The 20,000-nt window shown below is 43.1% G+C and carries 17 protein-coding genes (1 of these 17 running past the window's edge); 10 read left to right on the plus strand and 7 right to left on the minus strand.

The annotated features are described in order from the left end of the window. The first annotated feature begins 217 nt into the window (after nt 1-217). Nucleotides 218-703, plus strand: a complete 486-nt coding sequence (locus QC759_RS02665) for a DUF5518 domain-containing protein (protein WP_052399943.1) — start codon at nt 218-220, stop codon at nt 701-703. 62 nt (nt 704-765) lie between these two features. On the opposite strand, the gene QC759_RS02670 is transcribed toward QC759_RS02665, so the two are convergent. Both QC759_RS02670 and QC759_RS02675 read right to left on the minus strand, forming a co-directional pair. After that, nucleotides 766-1,605, minus strand: a complete 840-nt coding sequence (locus tag QC759_RS02670) for an MBL fold metallo-hydrolase (RefSeq protein WP_048072156.1) — start codon at nt 1,603-1,605, stop codon at nt 766-768. Between the two features lie 92 nt (nt 1,606-1,697). Further along, nucleotides 1,698-3,311 carry a sodium:solute symporter family protein gene (locus tag QC759_RS02675; protein ID WP_197050483.1) on the minus strand — a complete coding sequence of 538 codons (1,614 nt, stop codon included), beginning with the start codon at nt 3,309-3,311 and terminating at the stop codon, nt 1,698-1,700. Nucleotides 3,312-3,602: 291 nt separating this feature from the next. Here QC759_RS02675 and QC759_RS02680 point away from each other — a divergent pair, with 291 nt between their 5' ends. The 3 genes from QC759_RS02680 to QC759_RS02690 all read left to right on the plus strand — a co-directional run bounded on the left by QC759_RS02680 (nt 3,603) and on the right by QC759_RS02690 (nt 6,377). Then, a complete protein-coding gene (locus tag QC759_RS02680) occupies nt 3,603-4,439 on the plus strand; it encodes a PsbP-related protein (RefSeq protein WP_048072158.1) in 837 nt (278 codons plus the stop codon). Between the two features lie 124 nt (nt 4,440-4,563). Beyond that, entirely contained in the window at nt 4,564-5,871 is a 1,308-nt protein-coding gene (locus QC759_RS02685) for a phenylacetate--CoA ligase family protein (protein WP_048072159.1), read from the plus strand. Between the two features lie 74 nt (nt 5,872-5,945). Then, nucleotides 5,946-6,377, plus strand: coding sequence for an ACT domain-containing protein (locus QC759_RS02690; protein ID WP_048072160.1), 432 nt, complete (start codon nt 5,946-5,948; stop codon nt 6,375-6,377). Between the two features lie 81 nt (nt 6,378-6,458). Here the strand turns inward: QC759_RS02690 and QC759_RS02695 are convergent, their stop codons facing one another. The 3 genes from QC759_RS02695 to QC759_RS02705 form a co-directional block, all read right to left on the minus strand. Further along, a complete protein-coding gene (locus QC759_RS02695; protein ID WP_048072161.1) occupies nt 6,459-7,055 on the minus strand; it encodes an indolepyruvate oxidoreductase subunit beta in 597 nt (198 codons plus the stop codon). Then, complete coding sequence (gene iorA / locus QC759_RS02700) at nt 7,052-8,935, minus strand: indolepyruvate ferredoxin oxidoreductase subunit alpha (protein WP_048072162.1); 1,884 nt, start codon at nt 8,933-8,935, stop codon at nt 7,052-7,054. Before iorA ends, QC759_RS02695 begins: the two co-directional genes overlap by 4 nt. A gap of 224 nt (nt 8,936-9,159) precedes the next feature. Further along, a complete protein-coding gene (locus tag QC759_RS02705) occupies nt 9,160-11,277 on the minus strand; it encodes a CocE/NonD family hydrolase (protein ID WP_052659954.1) in 2,118 nt (705 codons plus the stop codon). 86 nt (nt 11,278-11,363) lie between these two features. Between QC759_RS02705 and QC759_RS02710 the strand changes: the two genes are divergently transcribed. The 6 genes from QC759_RS02710 to QC759_RS02735 all read left to right on the plus strand — a co-directional run bounded on the left by QC759_RS02710 (nt 11,364) and on the right by QC759_RS02735 (nt 18,380). Next, on the plus strand, nt 11,364-11,921 hold the full coding sequence (locus QC759_RS02710) for a M48 family metallopeptidase (RefSeq protein ID WP_048072163.1): 558 nt from the start codon (nt 11,364-11,366) through the stop codon (nt 11,919-11,921). A 258-nt stretch (nt 11,922-12,179) separates the two neighbouring features. After that, on the plus strand, nt 12,180-13,685 hold the full coding sequence (gene tfrB / locus QC759_RS02715; RefSeq protein WP_048072164.1) for a fumarate reductase (CoM/CoB) subunit TfrB: 1,506 nt from the start codon (nt 12,180-12,182) through the stop codon (nt 13,683-13,685). A 96-nt stretch (nt 13,686-13,781) separates the two neighbouring features. Further along, nucleotides 13,782-14,474, plus strand: a complete 693-nt coding sequence (locus QC759_RS02720; RefSeq protein ID WP_048072165.1) for an RNA methyltransferase — start codon at nt 13,782-13,784, stop codon at nt 14,472-14,474. A gap of 180 nt (nt 14,475-14,654) precedes the next feature. Then, the gene (dcd, locus tag QC759_RS02725) at nt 14,655-15,263 is read left to right on the plus strand and encodes a dCTP deaminase (protein ID WP_048072166.1); all 609 of its coding nucleotides are present in this window, start codon (nt 14,655-14,657) and stop codon (nt 15,261-15,263) included. Between the two features lie 169 nt (nt 15,264-15,432). Then, on the plus strand, nt 15,433-17,154 hold the full coding sequence (glyS, locus tag QC759_RS02730) for a glycine--tRNA ligase (RefSeq protein ID WP_048072167.1): 1,722 nt from the start codon (nt 15,433-15,435) through the stop codon (nt 17,152-17,154). A gap of 458 nt (nt 17,155-17,612) precedes the next feature. Beyond that, complete coding sequence (locus tag QC759_RS02735) at nt 17,613-18,380, plus strand: TatD family hydrolase (protein WP_048072168.1); 768 nt, start codon at nt 17,613-17,615, stop codon at nt 18,378-18,380. 117 nt (nt 18,381-18,497) lie between these two features. On the opposite strand, the gene minD (QC759_RS02740) is transcribed toward QC759_RS02735, so the two are convergent. Together minD (QC759_RS02740) and minD (QC759_RS02745) are read right to left on the minus strand one after the other, a co-directional pair. Beyond that, nucleotides 18,498-19,295, minus strand: a complete 798-nt coding sequence (gene minD / locus QC759_RS02740; protein ID WP_048072169.1) for a cell division ATPase MinD — start codon at nt 19,293-19,295, stop codon at nt 18,498-18,500. Between the two features lie 32 nt (nt 19,296-19,327). Beyond that, nucleotides 19,328-20,000, minus strand: the 3' portion of a protein-coding gene (gene minD, locus QC759_RS02745; RefSeq protein WP_048072170.1) for a cell division ATPase MinD. It continues 107 nt past the right edge of the window; 673 of the gene's 780 nt are visible here — the last part of the coding sequence; its start codon lies off the right edge, out of view; it ends in the stop codon at nt 19,328-19,330.

The following is a 20,000-nucleotide window of genomic DNA, read 5'->3' on the forward strand; positions in this document are numbered from 1 at the left end:
AAAAACCCTCAAGTTTTTGACAGTGTCAACTCCACTTATTTCATTACTTAAACCGCAAGTAATCCTTTAAATGATTCCAGTGGAAAAAACTGAAAAATTTGGGTTTTTTTGATAAACATAACTATTATATGGTTAATTTGGGAAAGTAATTAAATTAGAAATTTTTGTAATATATTTTATTAATCACAATTCTAAATTAAATTAGGGGGATTAAATTTTGGTAATTGCAAAATGCAGAGAATGTGAAAAAGAATATCAGTTGAACTCAAGTGATAATCTTGGAGATTTTCAGTGTGAATGTGGTGGGGAATTAGATTATGTTGATGATTTCGAAGTTAAAAATGAGAATTCAATAAAAATGAAAAGGATTCATTGGAATACTTTAATATTAGGAATTATTGTAACAGCATTTCTTGGTTTTTTATTGGGTTTAATTGGAATAATAATAGCAACATTATGTGTTGGTTACTCCGTTGACAAAAATTACAAGAATGGTGCTGTTCATGGAGCATTAGCCGGATTCATCGGTGGGTTCATAGCAGTCAACATTGGCAATGTCATAAATATTATTTTACCAAGCAATACCAATACAGAATTTGGTCTTCTTTTGATAACCGGAACATTGATTGGTATTACTATATATGGATTTACTGGTGCCATTTGTGGAGCTATCGGAGCCTTTATAAAACAAAAAAGAAGTTAAAACTTTTAAATACTACTTATTTTTTAGTAAGTTTCAGTTATATGGATAAACATTGAAAATTTTTAAAACATCTTTAATAGCTCATGACCAGCGACCACCCTAACCTGCGGATACTCCCCTAAAAATTCGATTATTTTCTCCAGACTTTTCTGGGCTAGGTCCACATTCCAGGTGTAGTCACTGGGGGCCACACCCATCTCCAGGTTTTCAGGGATGAAAGCAGCGTCCATGGCCAGTAAAACTGGACCCTCCAAGCCATTCACCAGGAAAGAACTATGTCCAGGGGTGTGTCCCGGCGTATGGATGGCCCATAGCGACCCATCACCCAACAGATCCACACTGGCACCTAGCAGGGGCATTACCGGTGCCTGGGAGTAATCGATTTCCACTAACTCTTCCATCCCCTCTAAGAAGTCACCGTGTATCTGGGGCTGGTATTCCTGGTATTCCCCTTTTCCCGTTATATATGGAATGTTTTTAGACAGTTCCCTGACTCCTGCTGCATGATCACTGTGCAGATGACTTAAAAAAACCATTTGAGGATTGATATTATTGATTTTCAGGTGATAGGCTATATTTTCATGCCTATCCTGCTGGTATTCATCAACTTCAGTCCCCTCTAATCCCCCACGGGAATCAGCGAAGTAAGAGGAATCCAATCCCACATCCAGAAGAAAATCACCCTTTTCCGGGTGGTGGACCCAATGGGCCAGGATGGGCACTTCCAGTTCTTCACTGGTAACATCACCAGACAGGGGGTGATGGGGATTAATGGTTCCCTTCCGGTTAATTAGCACTGTCCCGGTTTTGAGGCTCTCTACTTCAACTGGACAGGGACTCTGGAAAACATCATCCCAGGTCTTTTTATCGGATTTTTTATAAAGGAATGGTTGGATTTTCATGGTTTAAATCCTACATTATCTTCATAATCCATTTCATAACCTACTAATTTCCCCATATAACTTCATTATACCCACTAATTTCATTTATTCTATTATTTTCCCTTGGCCGTGTCTATGCCTTCAAAACATTTATCCACAAATTCCTTTTCTGGAGGTTTGGTGAGTAAACTGACCACTATGGTGGCAATGATAGCCACTGGTAGGGCAATCACCATGGGATCCACGGTGGGCCAGGGAACCGAGGTTATGATAGTGGAATGTCCCATAAGTGCTTTGGAAATACCCAGGGGCTCAGCAGTTTTCTTGTAACCGAATATAATCCAGAATAAACTGACTAGTGTTCCGGACAGTAATCCAGCAATTGCTCCTTCTTTGGTGGCCCTTTTCCAGTAGACGGCAGCCACGTATATTGCCAGGAATGCAGCAGCCGTGATTCCAAACCACATGGATGTTCCCACCGCCACTACACTGGCCGGTAAGACGAATCCCATAATCACCGCAATAATCACCGCAATAACGATCCCGATCCGGGCTACCCTTACCGAGGATATTCCGGTTTTATTGACAATGGTTTCATAGATATCCCTTCCAAAGGCGGTTCCCTGCACATGGAAATTGGCCGAGAGGGTGGACATGGCTGCGGATAACAGGGCGACCATAAAGAGGTAGGCGAACCATAAGGGCATGGCCGCGGCGATGAATGTGGGTATGACCTTATCCAGGTTTCCCCCTGCAGCCTGAACTGCAGTTTGGCCGGTTGTCTGGAAGAAATAGACATTGGAGAGTGAACCCACCACATAGGCCCCGAAAGTCATGACGAATATGAAAACCCCACCAATCAGGACTGCCCGGTTTAATTCACGGTTTGATTTAACGGTCATGAAACGGACCACAAGCTGGGGCTGGGATAGTACCCCAATACCCACACCCATAATCAGACTGGATACCAGTGTCCACCAGAAAGTGCTCCCCAAAGCAGGCATGGACGTCCACCCCGTGAATCCAGTGGCAGTGGCTGCCGCAGTAGTATTGGCCGGTACAATATTCACCAGATTGGTTAAGGCCTGGTTGGCGTCAACTACACCTCCTAACATCCAGTAAATTGCACCCAATAAAAATATCATTCCAAAGAACATTATACTTCCCTGCAGGGCATCAGTATACATGACACCACGTATTCCTCCAAAAATAACATAAATAGCTACAATAGCAGCCATTACCACCAGTGCTATGTTATAATCAAGCTGCAGTGTTGTTTCCACAAACCGGGCCATACCCACCAGAACTACCGAAGCATAGATGGGCATTCCAATGAAGATAACTGCCCCTGAGAAGTACTGAATAAATCGACTGTTAAAACGTCGGGATAAAAATTCAGGAAAGGTTAAGGCACTTAAATTGTGTCCCATTCTTCGCGTTCGTTTACCAAAGAATACGAAGGCTATGAATATCCCCACCAGGATGTTTAGAAAGACCAGCCATAGGATGCCCATCCCATAATTGGCAGCAACCCCTCCAAATCCAACAATAGCCGCTGTGCTGATGAAGGTAGCCCCATAACTCAGGGCCATGATGAATGGATGGGTTTCCCTGCCCGCAACCATGTAATCATCGGCACTCTTGGTCCTTCGCCATGCAATATAACCCACATATCCATTTATCAGGAGAAATATCAAAACAACAACAGTCAATACCATTAAGTCCACTTAATCACAACCTATCCTCTTACAACAATTTTATCATTATTATTAATGATTATTCAATTTCTGGCGACCCTATATAAACTTTGACTTGTGGAGGCCAGTTAATATTAATCCAGTTAAATTTATCATATAAATTAAGATTTAAATCCAGAAACCTTCACCCCATCCATCAAAATTTAAATAATGTTAACAATAAACTCCCATTAATACCCTATAGATAGAAGTTAAAATAGATAGGATTAAATCAACTTTAGATTAATGAATTAATAGAATTGGAAAAGGAAAGTGAAATAATTGAGCGAAGATGGGCCGCCTCGATTAAGAAGACCAGAAAATGGTAATGGTAAGAGAGATTCATCCAAATTGGGAAAGGCACGTGCCGATATTAAGGAGAAAGTGAGTTCTCTTAAATTGAAAAAAGGGGAGACCTCCCTTTCCAGTAAAGTTTCCTCCTTTAAACCCAACAAAATCAGCACAGGGAAACATGAAAAGGAGGGTCCCCGTAAGCTGAGAGTTCCCCACACCCAAGCTGATAAAAAATCCAGTTCTAAGGACATTAGAACAAAATTCCTTAAAACCATAGGGCAAAAACCTATTTGGAGCATTATTGGAATTATTATTCTGATTATCCTGGTTGCTGGTACGGCGCTATGGATTACTGGTGATAAAAACCAGACTAATATCAGTAACAACACCACCCAACACGTTGTTAATTCTACAAATCATTATAATAATGGTAATATCTCTTTTGATTATCCTGCAGGTTGGAATGTTACCAATGGCACGTCTTCTTCCCTGATTGTTTCCGTTTCCCAGGATGAAAATAACAGTTTTTCCATCTTCGAGGAAGAATTACTTACCCGGAATTTCACCTACAGAGTAGCTAAATGGCGTTCAAATGTTTTAGAAAAGGGCATAATTTATTATGAAGGTGATTTAACTATTGACAATGTCACTGCTTATGAACTGGAAGCCAACTACAAGCCGGGAGATAAGGTTTTCACCACCCGTGGAATTGCCTTACAAAAGAATAACACTGCTTATTTCATTATCTTTGTCTTTGATAAAGCCCTTCTGGACTATAAATCCGAGATGGACACAGTGATAAACAGTTTTCATGTAAATGCATAACCAATGTTATAGGTTAGGAATATTGCTAAGTGAATATTTATTATTATATCTAAGTGCGAATGAGGGCTTTCGAGAAAGGGATTTAACCAATAATCTAAAATATTTGGCCGGTGGGATTTGAAAAATGATGTGGAATGAAGAAGTTGAATCTAAATCTAGAGAGGAGATGAAAAAACTACAGCTTGAAAGGTTACAGGCTGTTGTAAACTATGCTTACGAGAATGTTCCTTACTATAAAAAACGTTTTGATGAACAGGGTGTTAAGCCCCAGGATATTAAAACCCTGGAAGACATCCAGAAATTACCATTTACCACCAAAGATGATCTCCGTGCAGCCTATCCCTTTGGAATGTTCGCTGTACCTCAAAGGGAGATTGTAGAGGTCCACACCTCCTCCGGGACTACTGGAAAACCTACCGTGTCAGGGTACACTCGTAAGGATCTGGAAACCTGGAGCGAAGTGATGGCCCGTGGTTTAACCATGTTCGGAGTGGATGAAGATGATATAATCCAGAATACCCATGGTTACGGGCTGTTTACCGGTGGTTTCGGTGTGCATTATGGTGCTCAGAACATTGGGGCCACGGTGATTCCCATTTCCACTGGACAGACTCGCCGGCAGATCGAAATAATGAAGGACTTCCAGACCAGTGTTTTGATTGTTACACCATCCTACGGACTCTACTTGGCCGAAGTGGCTGAGGAAGAAGGTGTGACTCCAGATGATCTTAATTTGAAATCCATTGGATTTGGAGCGGAAATGTGGACTGAAGAAATGCGGCAAGAACTCCAAAAACGTTTTAATGCACCAGCGTACAATATATATGGACTTACTGAGATTATGGGTCCGGGAATTGCCCTGGAATGCCCGGTGCAGGATGGATTGCATGTGATGGAAGATCATTTCTACCCGGAGATCATTGATTCTGAAACCCAGGAAGTGCTGGATGATGGTGAAAAGGGAGAACTGGTTTTAACCAATTTAACCCGGGAAGGAATGCCCATCATTCGTTTTAGAACCAAGGATGTTACCAGTTTACAGAGAGAACCCTGTTCCTGTGGACGCACCATGGTTAAGATGGACCGTATCACTGGAAGAACCGATGATATGCTTAAGATTCGTGGAGTGGCGGTGTTCCCCTCCCAAATTGAGAAGGCACTCCTGAAGATGGATGGTATTGAACCCCACTACCAGATAATTGCCACCCGCCCACATCACCTGGATGAACTGGAAGTACGGGTGGAAACATCCCCTAAACTCTTCTCCGACGAGGTTAAAGAGTTAGTTGGAATTAAGAAGAAGATTGAAGGATATATACACAATGAAATCGGTTTAAGGGTTAAGGTTACCCTGGTAGAACCAAAGACACTGCCCCGTAGCGAGGGGAAAGCAGTGCGGGTTATTGATAAACGGGAATTAAATAGTGACTAATGAAATTCATTGTCAGATGAAAAGTACTGTAGTTGGGAATTATCTCAAACACGAAAGTTAATGGGGGAATATGAGTGAAAATAAAACAGTTATCAATATTCTTGGAGAATAAGAAGGGTAGAATGAGGAATGCGCTGGATGTTCTGGCTGATGCTGGCTTCAACATCCGGGCCCTATCCATTGCTGACACCTCAGACTTCGGTATTTTAAGGTTAATTGTACCAGAACCTGATAAAGCTCAAAGTATCCTGGAAGATAACAACTTCGTGGTGAAGATGGGCTATGTCATCGCTGTGGAGATGTCAGACCAGCCAGGGGGGCTCAGCACCATTCTGGGAATATTGGATGACTCGGATATAAACTTGGATTATCTTTACGCCTTTGTGGATGAAAAAGAAGAAAGAGCCATAGTATTACTCCATCCGGAGGATATAGATGCCGGAGTCAAGGCCCTGGAAAAAGGTGGGGCCACAGTGATTCCACCGGAGGAAGTTTACGATTGGTAGTCTAACCGTATCTTCCCTATTTTTTTAATTTTCTGATTATTTAAGCACATTGAATATAAAAATTGAATTTTAAAAAAAAAATTAGAGATTCTGCAAACAGAACTTAAACCCTTCCTCAAAGGCCTCTAAATTTATAGGAATACTCTTTTCTGGCAGGTTATCCTGCATTGATTTTATTATGGTTTCTTTATCCACAGGAAATCCTGGTATGGCTGCAGCAGCACCTAACATGACCATGTTCATGGCCAGGATGTGACCGGCACCCTTGGCAATTCCATCAGCATCCAGGGCAATGACCTTCTTTGCCTGGGATTCCAGTTCATCCAGCATGGTGGATAATTCAGGGTAAGGATGTTCACTTTGCCTGATGTTAAAGGGATAAATAGTAGAGGTGTTCACAACCACATAACTATCCTCATTAATCATATTCATCGCCCGGAGGGCTTCCAATGGTTCGAAGGCCAGTAAAAGGTCAGTTTTTCCTTCTTCAATGAGGGGGCTGTGGGAGTCTCCTATTTTCATCTGGGTGGATACCACTCCTCCTCTCTGGGACATTCCGTGGATTTCACCCACCACTACAGATAAACCACTCTGCATGGCTGCTTCTCCCATGATCACCGAGGTTTTGATGATACCCTGACCACCAACTCCTGAAATGTAAATATTATAGGGATTCATTGTTTGTTCCTCCCTTTCTCTACATCTATTCTTTTGGCTCTTATAGCCTTCTCTGGACAGGTCTGTACACATACATTGCATTTTCTACACATCAGGGGATCAATCCTTATCTTACCATCTTCACTGGTGTAAATGGCCGGGCAGGTAAGCTCCAGGACACAGGTATCACAGTTTGTACATTTATCATCCTGGACATCGATAACGATGTTTTTACCCGTCTCTTTTCTTCCTTTGATTAACATGCAGGGGTACTGGGAGATAACCACCGCCACTCCCTCGTACTGGAGTGCCTTTTTGAATGATTCCCGGGAGTTGCGTACATTGAGGGGGTTAATGGTTTCCACCATTTCCACTCCACAGGCTTTTACCATTGCTGGTATGAATATTTCTGGTGCTTCCAGTCCCATACCATCAATGGGTAGTCCGGGGTGTGGTTGGCCTCCGGTCATGGCTGTGGTACGGTTGTCCAGGATTACCAGGACGAAGTTGGCTTTATTGTGCACTGCGTTGAGGAGAGGTGGTATACCGGCATGGAAAAAGGTAGAGTCACCTATGAAACTCACCACAGTTTGGTCCGTGGCTTTGGAGAACCCGCAGCTAGTTCCAATGGAGGAACCCATGGATAACAGGTAATCTGCTGTTTGGTAGGGGCGTTCAATACCCAGGGTGTAACAGCCAATATCAGTGGGAAAGATCACATCAGTTATATTCAGTTCTTCTGCTGCCTTCTTAACCTCGAAGTATGCTGCACGGTGGGGGCAACCCGGGCACAGTGTGGCCGGTCTTTTGGGAAGCCCCAGGGAAGTTTTATCATCTTCAGGGGGCATTTCCAACCCCATCATCCGGCCCACTCCTCCCAGCACTATATCTGGACTGTACTCGTATATCATGGGTAGAGTTCCGTCTAATTTACCGTGAACAGTTTTATCAAGATGGTGTTTACCCACAATTGCCAGCACCTCTTTTTCCATTATGGGGTCAACCTCTTCCACCACCAGCACCATTTCCAGGTTATCCATAAACTCCAGCACCTTTTTTTCAGGGAAAGGATGGGAGAAGGTTATTTTAAGGACATTCACCGGTAAATTGTACTCCTCCACCACATCCATCACGTAGTTAAAGGCACTTCCACTGGTGATGATTCCTACCTGACTTCCCCTACTAAGGGGATGGTTTAGGGATGAGTTATTGGAAAGCACACCTATTTCCGCCATTTTCTCAACCAGGTTACGGTGCATTACCCGGGCAGATTCAGGTACCGGTACGAAGCGCTGGGGATCCTTATCAAAGTGTCCCTTTGTCGGGGCTTTTTTAAGGGGTCCCAGTTCCACTACCCCCCTCATATGGGAAACCCGGGTGGTGGTCCTGAGAATCACCGGTAATTCAAATTCTTCCGATAACTGGTAGGCGTATTTCATGAGATCCTTAACTTCCTGGGGGCTGGATGCTTCCAAAAGGGGTAGGTTAGCCAGTCGTGCGTAGTGACGGTTGTCCTGCTCATTCTGGGATGAAAACATAGAGGGGTCATCGGCCGTGAGGATCACCATTCCTCCCCGGACACCGGTGTAGGCCACACTCATCAGGGAGTCAGAGGCCACATTCAGGCCCACATGTTTCATGAAGGTAAATGATCTGAGTCCGGAGGCAGCGGCAGCGGCAGCCACTTCCAGGGCTACCTTTTCATTGACTGAAAATTCGAAGTACATCCCTGCCTCTTCAGCCAGGACTGATAAAACATTTCCAATCTCAGAAGAAGGTGTTCCGGGGTAGGTGCTGGCCACAGACACACCGGCTTCCAGTGCTCCGCGGACTGCAGCTTCGTTACCCATCAGGAACAGTTTATCCTTCTCTTTTCTGGTGAGTATTTCCTTGATGTTCATAACTATCTTCCTTAGATTAAAGTGACAATTAAATTCATAATTTTATTAATCAGACTAGATTATTAATCAGACTAAAATATAGCTTTGGATATTTTTAGTATATAGATTTAGATATTTAGGGTTAGTTATTTGAAAATTTATGGGGACCCTTGAAAAGATTTATTTCCCAGGTTTATTCTCTTTTTTTATAGATTGTAAATGGAATATTCCTACATAATACATTCTTACAAATAAGATCCCAGCAACCCTTTATAGGTGGAGCTATTAGAAGGTATAACTGGCAGTAACAGGGATGATTGGTGTTCCAAGTCGTGATAAATGGTCTGATTTGCTATCTGCTGCTGTGTGTCTGTGGCAATGGGATTACCAGTGTTGGGGTTGGGGTGCAGTATAGGGTAAGCACTGGAAGATATTTCCAGGCGGATTTTATGACCAGGGAGGAACACATGTCCCATATCATAAAGTTCAATTCGGTATTTTTCAATTTTACCTGGTTCTAATAGGATTTCCTGGTCAAATCCCTGTCTGAATCTGGCTCTAATGGATCCCCCTGATTCAAAGTTACCCAGGTTTATGGTGGTTCCATTGGGATATACATCCATGATTCTGGCCACGAAATCCGTGTCCCGGGCAGTGCTGGCTGCATACAATTCTACGGTCACTGGACCCAATATCATGACTGGTTCCTCCAGTGCAGTGGTGGTGTAAACCAGGACATCAGAACGGTTTTCAGTGCTGATGGAGTTGATAGCATAACCCCCGGATGTAACTGGTCGGGGGTTGGCCGGATCATAGGTGTAACCATCGGAATTAGCTGTCAAGTTGGTACTGTAAGTTGAATTTACCGCACTGGAATTTAGGGAGGCATTGGTGGAGGTTAGGTTCCATTGCAGGAAACCATTACCATTTAAGGTGTTGGCCTGCCCTCGGCTGTTAAGGTAGAGGGGAGTTATTTTCATGTCCTCTGGAGGATAAGTGGTGAGGTTTATCCATTTACTCAAACCAGTGATGTAGACTGTTGCTCGAGGTAGATTTAACGGTCCATTTAAAGTACTGGAGGTGTTAGTGATATTAATATTGGAAATAGTAGTGTTATTATTGGAAGGAATAGTGTTGGAGGAGCTGGAGTTAGAATTATTAACTGTGGACTGAGGGGAGTCAGTTGAATTTTTAAGGTAGTAATTGAAAAATGCCAGTTGAGTGGCCAGTAAATCTTTCGGGGTTCCAGGAACCTGCAGATCTCCTACTGGAGATACTTGTTCCTCTGTTTCAAAGGTTCCCTCGTGTGTCCAGGGCCCTATGATCAGGTACTGGTCACTGGGTGTGGAATTCTTTTTAAGACCATTCCAGTAGAAGAGTGCTCCGGGCTGGTTAACATCGAACCAACCAGTGGTAGTCAGGACAGGGATGTTGATACCTGCAAAATCTTGGTCTGTGAACTGGATCCGCTTCCAGTAATCATCCCGGGTCTGATGTTCCAGGAACTGGCGGTAGAGAGCAACCTGTGTTCCGGTCAGCTCATCTGCCGTTGAAAGTGGCCGATGATTGAATATGGAAGTCCAGTTAAGGTTTTGAGTATTGGAATCAGAAACTCGGCCGTTGTTGACCAGTGTCCAGGGGAGAGCCCATCCCATATAGAAAACTCCCCCAATGGAGGGTACTTCTTCCATGTATCTGCCCGTGGCTGCGGTGGGTGCGATGCATACCAGGTGTGGTGGTTTTTCCCGGGCAGCCAACCACTGGTCAGTTCCCATATAATCAAAACCCATCATACCTACTCGTCCGTTGGACCAGGACTGGTTGGCCGCCCATTCAATAGAATCGTAACCATCCTGTCCTTCCTGGAACAGGAACCCGAAATCCCCTGGAGAGTCACCTTTACCCCGCACATCCTGCACCATGAATACATAGCCCTGTCGGGCGAAATACTCTCCCATACCAGTGTAGTTCATTTGAGGGTTGCTGCGACCGTAGGGTGTTCGAATCATGATAACTGGATATTGGCCCTCCTCAGTGGGCATCCAGATATCAGAAACCAGTTGCACACCATCACGCAGGGGTGTTTTTTGTCCTAAAACTGTTTCAACCGAATAATTAGTGGATTTGGTGTTATTTTTTGGAGTCTGGTTGGAGTTACTCGAGAGATTGGTGGTGTTAGAAATTTCGGAAGTGTTTTGCACGGGGTCTACAGGAGGAATACTGGAGTCCTGTTGTTGGTTTAAAAAAGAACCCGCATCTTCCAATATAGAGGTTTCATTATCCGCCAGCAAAACTATCCCTGATAAAACACCCAGAAAGGCCAGAAATGTTACAATAACCACTGCAAATGAAGTTTCTTTCATGGTCCCCCTCACTATTGGCATTAGAAAAGTTCAGTATAAGTTTACTAATAGAAGATTATTTAAGGATTTTATTATAATTAACCCTGATGAGGAAAATTAAAATCCAGGATATTGAGGTTAACTATCATGTATTCCACCGGAAAGTGAAATATGCCCGTTTGGAAATTAAAAATGGGGAACTTAACCTTATATTGCCGCCCGGGGTGAATGATTACCAGGAACTGGTGGATAAACATGAGAAATGGATTTATCAAAAAATTTCACGAATCAGAAGGTTAAGAAGTGAATCTCAAAAAAGGAAGCTGGATTTTAGTAGGAGTAGAGAAGACTTTCGAGACATGGTCACGGCCTTGGTGGATGAAATATCTTGTGAAATGGGTTTGAAGGTTAACCAGGTAACTCTGCGGCGGATGAAAACCCGCTGGGGAAGCTGTAGTAACCAGGCCAACATAAATATAAACACCCGCCTGAGATACCTACCAAAAAACCTTATCCGATACGTGGTGCACCATGAAATCTGTCACCTGAAGGTCAGAAACCACAGCAAAGAGTACTGGGATCTGGTGGCTGCAACTTACACCAACCACCCCCAATTGGAAGATGAACTGGCTATTTACTGGTTTTTAGTGAAGGATTTGGATTGATAATCCCTAAAAAGGTTCACTCATGAATTCCAATTTTGGTGGACTATATTTCTTCATGGTATAATATTTTTTATAGGAATAGCACCTAATATCTATTGATTCTATTTTAACTCTCAATCGCCATTGGAGTTTATAGAATGGATCTTTAAACTGAGTTTGAAAAATCTAAAAAAACCAGTTAACTAACTAATAATGTTTTTTAAAAGTTTAAACCAATTAACAAAATCATTAAATGCTTAAATCATGTCGGAGATGGAAATGATAAATGTAACTGTTATGCGCCAGCCTTCCAGGGATGAAAAACCCCACCCTGAAACTTACTCGGTTAAAAGAAAGGATAAAATGAAAGTCCTGGACGCCTTGAATTACATCAACCAGCACCATCAGGCGAACATTGCCTATCGCAGTTCCTGCCGGGCGGGTCAGTGCGGATCCTGTGCAGTTAAAGTTAATGGAGAAATGGCCCTGGCCTGTAAAAAAGAGATACAGGATAAAGATGTAATTGAACCCCTTAATTTACCAGTTGTTAAGGATTTAGTTGTTGATCGAAGCGAAATGGACGGTAAAGTAAAGGATATAGGCCTCTTCCTTGAGGATGAATGTGAGAGTGGTGAGTGTCCGGCCATTATCAATCCTGAAGATCTGGCCAACACCAAGAAGTTAAGGAGTTGCATTGACTGTTACTCCTGCTTATCAGCCTGTCCTGTACTGAAAGTTAATGATGAATTTGCAGGACCCTATTTCATGCGTTATCTGTCTAAATTCGCATTTGATCCAAGAGATTGCTCTGATAGGGCAGAGGAAGGTTTCGAAGAGGGGCTTTACTGTTGTACATCCTGTTCTAAATGTGTGGAGGTATGTCCCAAGGAAATCAACACCTTTGGTGGTGCCATTGAAAAATTACGGGAAATGGCTTACCAGGAAGGTATTGGGCCCCTTCCACCCCATCGCGCTTTAAAGGAACTCATTGAAAAGACCGGAAGATCCGTGGAACCCCTGGAAGAAGGTCCCATGAGGGATGGTTTTGTGAAAATAGCCAACTCCCGAGGGTTACCCAAAGATGCGGCCGAGGGAAAAGAAAAAGTTGCCCTTTTCACTGGTTGCCTCATGGATTATCGTCTGCCTGAGATTGGAATGGCCCTCCTGGACGTTCTAAACAACCATGATGTCATAGTAGAGGTGCCCAGCCAGCAGGTTTGCTGTGGTTCTCCCCTCATCCGAACCGGACAAACTGATATTGTGGAAGATCTGGTGAAAAAGAATGCCGAGGCCTTTGCGGGTTACGATACCATTATCACTGTCTGTGCCGGTTGTGGTGCAACCCTTAAAAAGGATTATCCCCGATACGGTGTCCAGTTCAAGGTAATGGATATCAGTGAGTATCTGGCAGATAAACTGAAAACAGAGGATATGAAACCGGTTAACCTGAAGGTAACCTACCACGACCCCTGCCACCTTGTTCGTGGCCAGGGCATCCGGGAGGAACCCCGTGAAATTTTAAGGAAAATTAAAGGTCTGGAATTCGTGGAAATGGAAGTCCCTGACCAGTGCTGTGGTGCTGGTGGTGGTGTGAGATCCGGTAAACCAGAAATTGCTGCAGATTTAGGCCGTGCCAAGGCAGAGATGATTGAAAAACTGGGTGTGGATGCGGTGATCACCATTTGCCCCTTCTGTGAAAATAACATCAGGGCATCCCTGGAGAGGGAAGGTCTCAACCTGGAAGTTATGAACCTACTAAAATTACTGGAAAAGGCCTATCAATAAAAAGAGGATGGTAACGTCAATACTCAGGTAATCCCTTTTATCATCATAACTTCAGAACAAACTATAAAACTAAAAAAAGGATTTGAACAGGATAACATGATTTATGTGGTTTTTGTGGAGCCCGAAACTCCAGGGAATATTGGTTTTCTGGCGCGAACCATGAAAAATTTCGGTTTAAGGGATATGGTGCTTATTAATCCCTGCCAACTGGAGAATGATTCGTATTATAAGGCTATGCATGCCCGAGAAATTGTTTCCAATCGCCAGGAGTACAGTTCACTGGAGGAATTTATCAAAATAAATAAAATTGACTTTGCAGTGGGCACTACGGGTACAGCTGGTGGAAGTTACAACATCCCCCGTATCGCCGTTACTCCAGAGAACCTGGCCCAAAACTTAAATGAAAGGGGCAATATTGCACTAATATTCGGCAGGGAAGGGGATGGCCTCACCAATCAGGAATTGGAACTGTGTGACGTGGTGGTATCCATTCCCACCCATGACGTGTATCCCATCCTTAACATCACCCATGCTGCAGCCATCATCTTTTATGAACTTTTTAAGACTGAAAAAGACTATCCCGTGGAAGAGATAGGCGAAGCCTCGGTGGAGGAAAAACAGGATTTAATCCGGGACATGAACGAAGTACTGGACCATCTGGATTACCCTGATCATAAAAAGAAGAATGCTTCCACAGTGTTTAGAAGAGTGATGGGAAGGGCATTTATTTCCGGAAGAGAAGCCCATACTCTTAAAGGAGTGTTTCGAAGGATTAAAGAGAGAATATAATAAATAGTAAAGTGGAGGATTATTAAGTAGATTAATTGAAACTTTGTAAATAAAAACTTTGTAAATAATAATCCACTTAAAAGCATCGTAAATAAAATTTAAGAATAATGTACAGATTGGATTTATCCCCAAAACAACTAATAATTAAATAACTAACTAAAAAGGGAGAATAAGGATAAAATGGCTATTTTAAGTGACCAGGATATCATAAAATATTTGGATGAAGGCAAAATCACCATAGAACCCCTGGAAGACCCAAGTAGACAGATCCAGCCATCATCAGTGGATCTCAGGATTGGTAATGAATTTAAAGGATTTCGCATAATCCGGAAGCCCTGTATCGACCCCCTGGACAAATCTGACCTGGAGTCCTACATGGAATCATTCCATTTAGAACAGGGAGAGGCATTCATAATACATCCCGGTGAATTTGCACTGGCCACCACCTACGAAGCTGTTAAACTCCCTGATGACCTGGTGGCCCGTGTGGAGGGGCGTTCATCCATGGGGCGTTTGGGTATCACCATGCACGTAACTGCCGGCTACATTGATCCGGGATTCGAAGGGAAGATCACCCTGGAAATATCTAACATAGGTAAAATGCCAGTTGCACTCTACACCGGTCAAAGAGTATGCCAGATCGTGTTTGAAACCATGACCACTCCATCACTACGTCCCTACGGACATCCTGAGCGGGATAGTAAATATATGGGTCAGGACAAACCAGTTACCAGTAAAATCAAACAGGACTACGAGATCAGAGACCGGAAGCAAACAAAATTACTTTAAATTAAAGGGATTGAAGTTGCTTTAAATGGTTTAGGTTACTTTGATTAAATGAATTAAAGTTTGCTTTATGGATTATCCGGGTATACTGTATCTTTTTGCCGGGAATAAACCCTACAATTTAATTTTATAATATTATTCACTACTAAAGATGAATCATGAGAGGATATAAATGAAAAATGAAGATGTTATGAATATTGCCAAAAAAAGAGGATTTTTATGGTCATCGTTTGAAATTTACTCCGGAGTGGCAGGATTCTTTGATTACGGTCCTTTAGGGGCCATCTTGAAAAATAAGATCATGAACAAGTGGAGGGAGTACTACCTGGTGGGTGAGGGATTCTACGAAATAGAATCACCAACCATTATGCCCGAAGAGGCACTTAAAGCCTCGGGACACGTGGATCACTTTAACGACCCAATGACTGAATGTAAAGATTGTCTGGAAGTTTTCCGGGCAGATCATGTTATTAAAGAAGCCATTGGAGAAGAAGTCGAAGGATTAGAAAACCAGGAACTCACCGAGATATTATCCGACCGGCAGATACCTTGCCCCAAATGCGGAGGCCACCTGACCCATGTATGGAGTTACAACCTGATGTTCCAAACTCTTATTGGTGCTAAAGGTAAAAAAACTGGTTACATGCGACCAGAAACCGCTCAGGGCATATTCATACCCTTCAAGAGACTTTTAAGGTTCTTCCGTGGGAAACTCCCCTTCGGTGTGGTGCAGTTGGGTAAGGCCTACCGGAATGAGATCTCCCCACGTCAGGGCGTTATCCGGCTTCGGGAGTTCACCCAGGCTGAAGCAGAGATCTTCGTGGACCCCCGGGATAAGAAACATCCCCGCTTCCAGAAGGTGGCCCAGCAAACCCTTACCCTATACACTGCCGATGCCCAGGAGAAAGATGGGGAATCAGTCCAAATCACCGCCCATGAAGCCGTGGATACCGGAGTGGTATCCAGTCAAATGTTAACCTACCAGTTATGTCTGGCTGACCAGTTCATGGAGGATCTGGGAATACCACGAGATGTGATAAGGTTCCGTCAGCACATGAAGACCGAGATGGCCCACTACGCCATTGACTGCTGGGATGTGGAAATCTACACCGACCGTTATGGCTGGATCGAAGTGATTGGAATTGCCGACCGAACAGATTTCGACCTTAAATCCCACAGTCAGTACAGTAAGGAAGATCTATCCGTTTTCATAGAATACAATGAACCACGAACCATCACCAAGATAGCGGCCAAACCGGACATGAAAAAATTTGGACCCCTGTTTAAGGGTGCGGCCCCTAAGATCATGAATTTCCTCAAAGAAGCAGATTCCAACATTATAAAAGAAGCTTTCCAGGATAAAGGTGTTTATGAGGTGGAACTGGAAGGTGAGACCTACCAGTTAACTCCGGATCTCGTATCATTCGAAGAAGTTGAAGAAACTGTAAGGGGTGAAAAGATATATCCCCATGTAATTGAGCCATCATACGGTATTGACCGTATAACCTACTCCGTACTCCTCCACTCCTTTACCCAGGAAGATGAGCGTAATATTTTCCATTTCCCACCAGACATCGCCCCGGTGGGAGCAAATGTCTTCCCACTGGTAAACAAAGATGAACTGGTGGAAATAGCAAATACCCTAATGGAAAATCTCCGTGGGGAAGGCATAATAGCTGAAGTGGACACTTCTGGAACCATAGGCCGTCGTTATGCTCGTTCTGATGAAATTGGAACACCATTTGCAGTTACCGTGGACCACCAGACCCTGGAAGATGAGACGGTTACCATACGTGAACGTGACAGCCAGGAACAGGTTCGGGTGCCTCTATCCATTGTGGCGGATAAAATAAACAACTTATTACTTAAAAAAGTGAATTTTAGTGACATCTAAACCCATATTTTATTAGTGACAATAAATATGTCCTAAAAACACTTTTTTTTATTCATATTTTTTTTATTTTCAATAGGTTTTTATTTTCAATAGGGAAATTTTAATGGGGAAAACTTAATCTTCTTATGACAATGCTTCCAGTTCGTCTTTAGGGATCATCTGGGCAATTTTCAGTTAGTTGGGCAGCGAACCAGTTTTATATCGTGTTTTTTTGGCTATGGCCTTCAAAACCTTTAATGTAGCCGTTTTGACCATTTCTTCCATATCCACAGTTACGCCTTCTTAAGAGAAAGGAAATTATGGAATTATCCATTTACATAGTACTTATATGTTCGAAGTTCTTAATTAATTTTAGAATAAAAAATGGTGATTTTAGACATAATATATATGGATAGTTTTCATTAAACTTTAAAAAAACAGTTAACCATTCAAGGTAGAAATTTTATGGAGATGAATTTATGATAGACGCACACATACATGCGGATTGCCGGCCTTACGAGGATTTTAAGAATATGGCTGTTGCCGGGATAGAGTCTGCCCTTACACTGGCTCATGACCCCCTGAGGATGAGCACTTCGGCCGTGGTCCTGGACCACTTCTACCGTATACTGGAAAACGATTTTAAACGGGCTGCAGAAAATGGTCTCACTCTTAAAGCTGCCCTTGGACTCCACCCACGGAGTATATGCCAAGATTATAAGTTAGTGCTCCGTAAACTCCCCTGGTTCCTGGATCAGGACCTGGTGATTGCCCTGGGAGAAATTGGACTGGAAACTGCTTCCAACCTTGAACGGGAAGTATTCCGAATTCAGCTAGAAATGGCCAATGAACTGGGCATGAAAGTGGCGGTGCACACCCCACGAAAGAATAAAAGGGAAATAACCATTAAAACCCTTTCTATAATTGAAGGTAACATTGATCCGTCTCTGGTGGTGGTGGACCATGTGGATCCATCCATAATCGATTTAATGGCTGATTTTGAAGGGATGATGGGGGTAACTGTGCAGCCACAGAAGATGACACCTACCGAGGCGGTGGAGATGCTAGAGAAAACCTTCGGTGAATACGGCCCCGAAAGGTTCATGCTGGATAGTGACATGAGTTCTTCACCTTCCGACCCTTTATCAGTCCCTAAAACCGTGCACGCACTTAAAATGGCTGGGTGGGATGATAAAAAAATTGATATGTTGTCTTGTAAGAATGCAGCCCAATTTTATGGATTGTAAGGATAAAAATCAGCATCTCATTGATGGAATCAAAGCAAATCAAGGTACTAATTCTAAAAAAAGATTAAAACAGACTTAAAGTTAAAAATAAGGGTTTTAAATTTAGAAAAATATTAATTATTTGTTTTCAGGAGGTAATATACCCACAAATTTCTTAATACGTTCCATAATCCCTTCTTTATCAGGCTGTACCGGTTTATATTCCTTTCCAACAAGATCCGCGGCCAGTTGCATTATTTCATTGCTTATGGGGGATGCAGGGTTTAATTCCATCACTGAACTGCCCAGTGCTATGGAACGGTCCATCTCCCGGTCGTAGGAAATAACCGAGATCATGGGTACTTCCAGTATGGATTCTATTTCATTAACTGAGAGAAGAAAATTATCATCGTACCACATGTTCAGGACAAAACCAAGGATTTCAATGTTTAGTTCGTTTAAGAGAATTCTTATCTTCAGAGCATCAGCAACAGAGGGCATGGTAGAATTGGTAACCAGTATGGCTTCCGTGTCCTCGGGTAAGGCTTCGAAGATATTTGAATTTATACCAGAAGGTAGGTCCATCAGGAAAATATTTCCATAGGCTGATATTTCTTCCATTATCCTTTGCCAGGAAACATAGTTGGGGTTAATGGTTTTCAAGGTTTCAAAATGCATACCCGTAGGTATTACCAGGGCACCCTGATTAACCTGGTAAACACAGTCCTGGACTGCTTTATCACGCATCAATACATCGTGCAGGGTTACCTCTGGATTCAAAAGTCCGGTGATAACATCCATGTTGGACATCATCAGATCCATATCCAGCATGACTGTTTCTTCACCAAAAAGGCTCAAGGCCACACCTAAATTAAAAGTAAGGGAGGTTCTCCCTACTCCACCTTTTCCAGATGCAAGTGCAATGAATCTTGACATGTACTCTCCAGTCAGTTAAAAATTAAAAATTTTTATCTCCTTCCCAGTAATCCTTCCACCAGTTTGGAGATAACTCCCTTCTTGTCTGGTTCAATTGGCTGGTACTCTTCACCTATCAGGTCCGCTCCCAATTGCATGACAGAATTGCTGGTGGGAGATTTAGGGTTTTTGATTACTAAAGGTTCTCCAAAGGCAGCGGCCCTGCTGACTTCAGTGTCTTCAGGGATTACCGCAATTACCGGCACTTCCAAAATGGTTTCAATTTCACTGATGGTTAAGAAGGTTTTATCATGCTGTTCCCGGTTGATTACTACTCCCAAAATATCCACACCCAGCCGGTTGGCTATTATCTTGGTCTTTAGGGCATCACTGATGGATGGTACTTCCGGGGTGGTGATAAGTATCATTTCCTGGGCAGCAGCTATGGCTGCCAGAGCATCCTTTTCCAGACCAGCAGGGGCATCAATTAACAGTATATCGGCCCTTTCAACCAGTACCTCCAGAGCGTTTTCCAGGCGATCCATTTTGATTTTACGAAGGCCTTCCAGTGAGATTCCAGCGGGGACCACTTTAACACCGCCCGGTCCCTCATAAATAGCATCTTCAATATCCGCATCTCCAGAAAGAACATCGTGCAGAGTCACTGACTTTCCTTCCATACCCAGTATGAGTTCCAGGTTAGCCATGGCCACATCTGCATCCAGA

The organism is Methanobacterium formicicum, from assembly GCF_029848115.1.
GTDB lineage: Archaea > Methanobacteriota > Methanobacteria > Methanobacteriales > Methanobacteriaceae > Methanobacterium > Methanobacterium formicicum.